Here is an 8,477-nt window from a genome sequence, read left to right as displayed (position 1 = left end):
GCGCGCTACCGTGGTCGTCTGGCGCGCTACCGTGGTCGTCTGGCGCGCTACCGTGGTCGTCTGGCGCGCTACCGTGGTCGTCTGGCGCGCTACCGTGGTCGTCTGGCGCGCTACCGTGGTCGTCTGGCGCGCTACCGTGGTCGTCTGGCGCGCTACCGTGGTCGTCTGGCGCACTACCGTGGTCGTCTGGCGCGCTACCGTGGTCGTCTGGCGCGCTACCGTGGTCGTCTGGTTCCTAGCTGCTGGATGGGCGCAGGATGGTACTACTGGCCATCGGTATTTTGCCAGGGCAAGGAAGCGGGTTCTGGCTGTCTGTGCTGGCCTAAATGTGAACAGCGATAAAACTGGACGAAGGTAAAGAACCTGTCTATAATGGCGGCGAACGCGTGGCACCGCACCGCCGCGCACGGGAGACCGCCGCTCGAATGCCCAATAGGCCGCTATGATCATCAACGATACGCCCCACGACGATGTCTCGCACGCCGCTGTACGCCGCTGGCTGGTTCGCCTAGCGCTGCTCGCCATCCTGCTGCTGGGAGCTTTTTTCCGCAGCCAGAGCCTGCTCTCATGGGATGAGCCATCCTTTCGCCTGCACCCCGACGAGCGCTTTTTTTCGGATGTGGCCTCGACGCTGCAGGTGCCCAAGGATCTGGCCGAGTACCTTGACTCGAAGCGCAACCCGCTGAACCCGCGCAACTACCAGAAGAGCACCTGGTATGTCTACGGCCTGCTGCCGCAGCTGGTGACGCAGTACACGGCGGTGATGCTGACCCCCAACAGCACGCTTCAGCCCTGCATCACCCCGCCCGACAACATCGACCCTGGGGTGCGCGTGGGGCGGCCCTGCACCGACACCAGCGTGGGCGACGCCGAGGGCAGGATCGCCAACAACGACCTGGGCGTGCCCAAGCTGCTGCCGCTGCAGCTACTGCTGAACCCCAAGGGCGAGGACATGACCGAGTTCTACCATATCTACATGGTGGGGCGCGTGTGGTCTACGCTGTTCGACCTGGGGTCGATCGTGCTGGCCTTCCTGATCGGGGCGCGGCTGTACCGGCGGCGGGTGGGCCTGCTGGCGGCGCTGTTTCTGGCCTGCGCGGCGCTGCCCATCCAACTCTCGCACTTCTTCACGGTGGATGCGGCCACCGCCTTCTTTGTGCTGCTGACGATCTACTGGGGCGTGCGCAGCGCGCAGGGCGGGCGCTGGGGCAGCTTCGCCATGCTGGGCGTGAGCATCGGGCTGGCCATGGCCTGCCGCGTGACGATGGCGGCGCTGGGGCTGGTGGGCGTGGCGGCGGTGGCGGTGCAGCTGTGGGGCACCACCCAGCCGTGGCGCGGCGACACGCTGGTCTTCGATGCGCGCCGGTCTATCTCGCTGCGCAAGACGATTGAGCTGCTGGGCATGCTGGCGCTGGCCGGGGTTGTCTCAGTGCTGTCGTTCCGCATGTTCCAGCCCGATGCCTTTGTGGGCACCAACTTCCTCGACCTGCGGCTGGAGCCGCGCTTTGTGGAGAACATGCAGCGCATCAGCGCCTCGGTGAGCGGCGAGGCCGACTCGCCGCCCAGCGTGCAGTGGGCGGGCCGGGTGCCCTATCTGTTCGCGCTGCAGAACATTGTGCTGTGGGGCATGGGCCTGCCGCTGGGCGTGGCGGCCTGGCTGGGCTGGGCGGCGGCGGGCTGGCGGCTGGTGCGGCGCGGGCGGCTGGCGCACCTGGTGCCCTGGGTGTGGGTGGCGTTCTACTTCGCATGGCAGGGCGGCCTGTTCGGCCCGACCATGCGCTACTACTCATCGATGTATGGCCTGCTGTCGGTGTTTGCGGCCTGGGGGCTGTGGGCGCTGGTGGCCAAGGCTGGCCCGGCGCTGCGCGGCGCGGGCGCGCGGCGCTGGTGGCCCTACCTGGCCCATGGCGCGCTGGTGCTGGTGGCGGTGGGCACCCTGCTGTGGGCCTACGCCTTCACGCGGATCTACACCCGCCCGCACTCGCGGATCGCGGCCTCGCGCTGGATCTTCCAGAACATCCCGGCTGGCTCGACGATCAGCGCCGAGGAGTGGGATGACGGGCTGCCGCTGACGCTGGATGGCCAGTCGTCCATGCAGTACAACGTCATCTCCATGAAGCCCTACCTGGAGGATGAGCAGAGCAAGTACTTTACCTCCACCAACGGGCAGGGCGCGGTGCAGCCGGGCCTGCTCGACCAGCTGGATCAGCTGGACTACATTGTGCTCAGCTCCAACCGCGTGTACGACTCCACCAAGCGCCAGCCGATGCGCTACCCCTACCTGATGCGCTACTACAGCTCGCTGTTCTCGGGCGAGCTGGGCTTCGAGCTGGTGGCCGACGTGCATTCCTACCCCACGCTGTTTGGCATCGAGATCCCCACGCCGGTGCTGGCCGAGGAGGCGTTTAGCGTCTACGACCACCCGCGCGTGCTGATCTTCAAGAAAACCCCGGCCTACTCGCGCGCCCACGCCGAGCAGCTGATCACCAGGGGCGCGGTGTGGGATGAGGTGTACAAAGTCGGCTCGCTGGTGGCGCACCGCGTGCCCACCGCGCTGCGGCTGACCGACGCGCAGTGGGGCGCCTACCGCAGCTTCGATGTCTCGCTGGTGCCCTCGTGGCTGGGCAACGCGCTGCCCTGGCTGGTGTGGCTGGTGGTGCTGGAGCTGCTGGGGCTGGCGGCTTTCGCGCTGCTGTTCCACGCGCTGCCCAACCTGCCCGACCGGGGCTTCGCGCTTTCCAAAACCCTGGGCCTGCTGGGCGTGGCCTGGCTGGCCTGGATGCTGGCCAGCCTGGGCGCGGATGACGGCAGGCCGCTGATGTCGTTCTCGCCCAGCTCGCTGTGGTTCTGCGCGCTGCTGCTGATCATCCCCGGCGCGCTGGTGGGCTGGTTCAGCCGCAGGCCGCTGCTGGATTTCGCGCGCGAGCGGCGCACCGCGCTGATCTCGGCGGAGGCGCTGTTCCTAGTGGCCTTCTTCGGCTTCCTGGTGCTGCGGGCGATCAACCCCGACCTGTGGCACGACGCGCGCGGCGGCGAGAAGCCGATGGATCTGGCCTTCCTGACCGCCACGCTGAAGAGCGCGGCCTTCCCGCCCTACGACCCGTGGTTCGCGGGCGGCTACATCAACTACTACTACTTCGGCTTCGTGTTTGTGGGCGCGCTGGTGCACCTCACCGGCGTCGCGCCCACGGTGGCCTACAACCTGGCCATCCCCACCGTGTTTGCGCTCACCGCGCTGGGCGCGTTCGGCGTGGCCTACAACCTGCTGGCCCGCCCGCGCACGGTGCCCAACCCCGCGCGCCCGCCGCGCCGCGAGGCCGGGCCGATCGTCACCGGGCTGGTGGCGGCGCTGTTTGTGGTCTGCTTCGGCCCGCTGACTCAGGCGGCCTGGATGCTGCCCGGTACGGCGGACAAGGCCGACACCACGCTCTCGGAGGAGTGCCTGGCGAAGAGCAGCTACGCCGCCCAGCAGGACTGCCGAGGCCGCAGGGAGTGGGCGTTCTGGGATGCCACGCGGGTGGTCTCGATCGCCATCCACCAGCGCACCGGCGAGGGCGACAGCACGATCAACGAGTTCCCCTTCTTCACCTTCCTGTTCGGCGACCTGCACGCCCATATGATCGCGCTGGTGTTCGCGCTGGCCGCGCTGGGCCTGATGGTGGCCCTGCTACGTAACGCCGACGCCAGCCCGTTCCGGCACAGCTGGCGGTTCCGCCCGCCCCAGCCCACGCTGGGCAGTGTGGCGCTGCTGCTGTTCCCTCTGGTGGGGCTGGCCCTGGCGGTGGGCGCGCTCTCGGCCACCAACACCTGGGACTACCCGACCTACCTGGGGCTGGGCGTGCTGACGCTGGGCCTGGCCGGCTGGCGGCGCTGGCAGCGCGGCGCGGCGCTGCTGCGCGAGCTGCTGCTGTGGGGCGCGCTGGCGCTGGCCCTGGCGGTGCTGGCGCGGCTGCTGTTCCTGCCCTTCCACCAGCATTTCGCCACCGACTACGCGGGCTTCCAGCCCTACAGCGGCCCCCGCACCGGCGCGCTGGAGTTCGTGAAGCTGCACGGCATCTGGCTGCTGCTGATGCTGGGCGGCGCGCTGGCCTACTACCAGCGGCGGCGCAAGGCCCCTGCGCTGGCGCTGGGCGCGGGCGCGCTGGCCGCTCTGGCCTACGTGGCGGCGGTGGTGGCGCTGAATCTGCCGGTGCTCCTGCTGGTGGTGCTGCCGCTGGGCGCGGCGGTGGGCCTGGTGCTCGATCTGCTGTTCCGCGCGCGGGATGAGGGCGAGCCTGCGGCCAGCTTCGCGGCGATCATGCCGGGGGTGTGGTTCAGCACGGCGCTGGCCCTGTGCTTTGCGAGCGAGATGATTGTGGCCAAGGGCGATATCGGGCGCATGAACACGGTGTTCAAGCTGGGGATGCAGAGCTGGGTGCTGTTTGCGCTGCCCGCCGCCTTCAGCTTTGTAAGCCTGTGGAAGCGTGTGCCGCGCCAGCTCGCCGAGCTGCGCGCCGGGCGCGCTCAGCCCGCGCGGCTGGCGCTGGGCTGGCTCGGGCGGGCGGCGGCGGCGCTGGCGGTGCTGCTGGGCATGGCCTACCCGCTCACGGCCACGCCCGCGCGGCTGGCCGACCGCTTCGACGACAGCATTGCGCCGACGCTGGATGGCATCGCCTACATGGCCTCGCCCAAGGCGCACTGGAGCGAGAACGGCCAGGACTTCACCTTCCAAGAGGATGCGGCGGCGCTGGACTGGATGCGCCGAAACATCAGCGGCACGCCGATCGTGCTGGAGGCTCAGGCCGAGGGCTACCGCTGGGCTGGGCGCGTGTCGATCTACACCGGCCTGCCCACCCTGCTGGGCTGGCCCTGGCACGAGACCCAGCAGCGCAGCGTGGCCCAGGCCGGTACGGCGCTGAACAGCCGCAAGGCGCTGATCCAGCAGCTCTACACTGACCCCAGCGAGGTGGCCACGCTGAACCTGCTGCGCAGCTATGGCGTGGAGTTTGTCTACTACGGCCAGTTGGAGCAGGCCCTGTACGACACTGTGGGCCTCGCCAAGTTCGAGCGGATGGTGGCGGCGGGCGACCTGGCGCAGGTCTACAGCCAGGGCAGCACGCATATCTACCGCGTGCTGAACCCGCAGACGCCGGTGGAGCTGACCACCACGCTGCAGGTGAACGCGCCGCCCAGCACATCGCGCAAGGATGCCATGCTGACCCAGCCGGTGAACGAGCTTCCGGCGGTGAGCGAGTATGCCTGGAACGCGCTGGCCAAGTCGCAGCCTGCGGCGGTGCTGCTGTGGCTGCTGGCCTGGGCCGCGCTGGCCGCGCTCGGTCTGCCGCTGAGCGTCCTGGTGTTCGGGCGCTGGCGCGATGGCGGCCTGGGCCTTGCGCCGCTGGTGGGCCTGCTGGCGCTGGCCTGGGCCGTGTGGCTGCCGGTGAGCGCCGGGCTGTGGCAGTACAACCGCCTGGGCATGCTGCTGGGCGCGCTACTGGTGCTGGCGGCGGACGCCGCAGCGCTGGCCGCGCTGGGCAAGATCGCTATGGGCGGCTGGTCGCCGCAGGCTGGGCTGGCATGGCTGGGCCAGCACCTGCGCGCCCATCGGCGCGAGGCCACGTGGGCCGGGGGGCTGTTCCTGGCAGCCTTCGCGGCGATGGCGGCCATCCGTGCGCTGAACCCCGACCTGTGGCAGCCGATCTGGGGCGGCGAGAAGCCGTTCGAGTTTGGCTACCTGAACGCCATTCTGCGCAGCCCGGTGATGCCGCCCTACAACCCATTCTATAGCGACGGCACGATCAACTACTACTACTACGGCCTCTACCTAGTGTCGCTGCCGATCAAGGCCACCGGCATTGCCCCGGCGGTCGGCTTCAACCTGGCGATCGCCACGCTGTTCGCGCTGCACGTGCTGGGCGCGTTCACCCTGGTGCGCCAGCTGACTGGGCGGGCGCGCTATGGCCTGCTGGGCGCGCTGTTCACCAGCGTGGCCAGCAACCTAACCTCGGTGATCGTGGTGCCGGGGGCCTCCTCCAAGGGCCTCGCGGCGGTGGCCGACGCCTTCCAGCGCGGGCTGCCGAACTTCGGCATCCACCTGGATGACTGGTTCGTCGGCCCCAGCCGCGTGATCCCCTACACCATCAATGAGTTCCCGCTGTGGAGCTTCCTGTTCGCCGACCTGCACCCGCACCTGATCGCGCTGCCGATCGCGCTGCTGGCCATGGCGCTGTCGCTCTCCTTCCTGCAGTGGCGCGACCAGGGCAGCGAGGAGCGGCGGCTGCGGCTGGGCGGCGCTGCGGCGCTGCTGGCGCTGACGCTGGGCGCGCAGGCCGTGACCAACTCGTGGGACTTCCCGACCTACGCGCTGCTGGCGGCTGGCGCGCTGGCGGGCGCGGCCTGGCTCGACCGCCGGGCCTGGGGCTGGGCGCTGGTGCGGCGGATGGCGCTGGCGGGCCTGGGCGCGCTGGCGCTGGCGCTGGCGGCGCTGCTGCTGTACCTGCCGTTCTTCCAGAACTACCAGGCCATGGTGGGCGGCGTGGGTCTGGTGGTGCGCGCGGGCACGCCGCCCGCCTCCTACGCGGCGATCTACGGCCTGTTCTTGGCGGTGCTGCTGCCCGCGCTGTTCGCCGGGCTGGGCCGCGCGGCCCAGGCCACCCTGGCGCGGCGCTACGCGGCGCGGGTGCGCGGGCTGGGCGCGCCGCCCAACGCCGAGCTGTGGAAGGGCCTGGTGCCGCTGGCGCTCTCGGCGCTGGCTGGCGCGGGCGTGCTGGCCGCCGCCGTGCTCTCCCAGAGCGATCTGGCGCTGAAGCTGGCGCTGGGCGCGGCCATGCTGGGCTTCGCCGGGCTGCTCACGCGGCGGCGGCTCTCCACGGCGGTGTGGTTCGCGCTGCTGCTGGCGGCGCTGGGCTTCGCGGTGTCGCTGGGGGTCGAGCTGGTCTACATCCGCGACCATCTGGCGGGCGACCCGGCCAACCCCGGCGACTGGTACCGCATGAATACGGTGTTCAAGTTTGGCATGCAGATCTGGTCGCTGTTCGCGGTGGCCTCGGCGGCGCTGCTGCCCGCGCTGATGCGCTGGCTGCGCCAGCTGCCGCTGCGGGTGAGTGTGGCCATGGTGCTGGGCGGCGCGGCCACGCTGCTGATCGCCGTGGGCAGCGCGGTGCTGCCCAGCGGCGCGCCGCTGCCGGGCGGGGCGGCGGCCTGGCCGCTGATCCAGCTGGCCTACTCCGCCGTGTTCTGCGCGCTGCTGCTGCCGCTGCTGCTCTACTTCCGCCTGCGCATTGCCGATATTCTGTTCCCCAGCGTGATCACGCTGCTGGCGCTGCTGGCGCTGGTCTACCCGCTGTTCGGCATCCCCAGCCGGGTGGCCTACCGCTTCCCGGTCACGCCTAGGCCGACGCTCGATGGCCTGGCCTTCATGGATGAGGGCATCTTCGAGTGGAACGGCAACGTGATCAGCCTGAAAGATGACGCCGAAGCCATCCGCTGGCTGAACGAGGGCGGCAGCATCCGCGGCACGCCGGTGGTGCTGCAGGCCAGCCTGGAGTTCTACCGATCGTACGGGGTGCGGGTGGCGGCCAACACCGGCCTGCCCACCGTGGTCGGCCCGGCCCACGAGGGCGAGCAGCGCGATGGCGGGCTGGTGGGCGCGCGCGACGCCGATGTGGGCGGCTTCTACAGCACCACCAGCATCGACCAGGCGCTGCGCTTCCTCTCGAAGTACAAGGTCGGCTATGTCTATGTGGGTCAGATCGAGCGGCTCTACTACGGCGAGGCGGGCATGGCGAAATTTGGCCAGCTGGCCGGATCGTATCTGACCCAGGTCTACCGCAACAACACGGTGACGATCTACAAGGTCGATGCGGGCATCTTCGGCCTGCCATCTACCCCGGCCAACCCCGGCGATGTGATCTCCGCCTCGCCGCAGGAGGCCCAGCCGCAGCCCACGGTCGCGCCGGTGGACCTGGAGGCGATTGCCAACCCGCCCGGCAAGCCCACCCTGGCCGAGCTAGAGTCCCAGAACCAGGCCGACCCCACCTCGGCATCGGCGGCCTACAACCTGGGCGAGCGCTACCGCAGCCTGGGGCGGCTGGATGACGCGGCGCGGGTGCTGGGCGCGGCGGCCCAGGCCAGCCCCGGCGATGTGCCGCTGCACCACATGTGGGGCGACACGCTGCGCGACTCGGGGCACCAGGATGAGGCGGTGGCGGCCTACACCATGGCTGCGCAGGCCAAGCCCGAGGCGGGCAACTACAACAAGCTGGGCCGCGAGCTGCTGGACATGGGCCGCCTGGAGGCCGCCGAGTCGGCCCTGCTGGAGGCCACGCGGCTGGATGCGACCCTGGCCGACCCCAACTACTTCCTGGGTGAACTCTACGCCCGCCAGGACAAGCGCGACCAGGCCAGGGACGCCTACCAGCGCTACCTCGACCTGGCCCCTTCCGGCGATCTGGCCGAGCGGGCGCGGGCTGGCTTGAAGAAGGTGCAGTAATATCGCT

General features: G+C 70.0%; 2 protein-coding genes (1 of these 2 running past the window's edge). Both read left to right on the top strand.

Annotated elements, in window-relative coordinates:
- Positions 1-342, top strand: partial view of a hypothetical protein gene (locus F8S13_16300; GenBank protein ID KAB8142100.1) — the 3' portion only. 354 nt of this gene lie to the left of the window's left edge; only the last 342 of its 696 coding nucleotides appear in the window; its start codon lies beyond the left edge, outside the window; the stop codon is at positions 340-342.
- A gap of 100 nt (positions 343-442) precedes the next feature.
- Entirely contained in the window at positions 443-8,470 is an 8,028-nt protein-coding gene (locus F8S13_16295; GenBank protein ID KAB8142099.1) for a hypothetical protein, read from the top strand.
- Positions 8,471-8,477 lie beyond the last annotated feature (7 nt).

The sequence above is a fragment of the Chloroflexia bacterium SDU3-3 genome (assembly GCA_009268125.1).
In the GTDB taxonomy this organism is placed as follows: Bacteria; Chloroflexota; Chloroflexia; order Chloroflexales; family Roseiflexaceae; genus SDU3-3.
The sequence above is the reverse complement of the archived record's forward strand: the minus strand, read 5'-3'. Positions and strand labels throughout refer to the sequence as shown.

Excerpts from the sequence above, each read along its gene's own strand:
- F8S13_16295 (KAB8142099.1), top strand. The coding sequence starts at position 443 with ATGATCATCAACGATACGCCCCACGACGATGTCTCGCACGCCGCTGTA.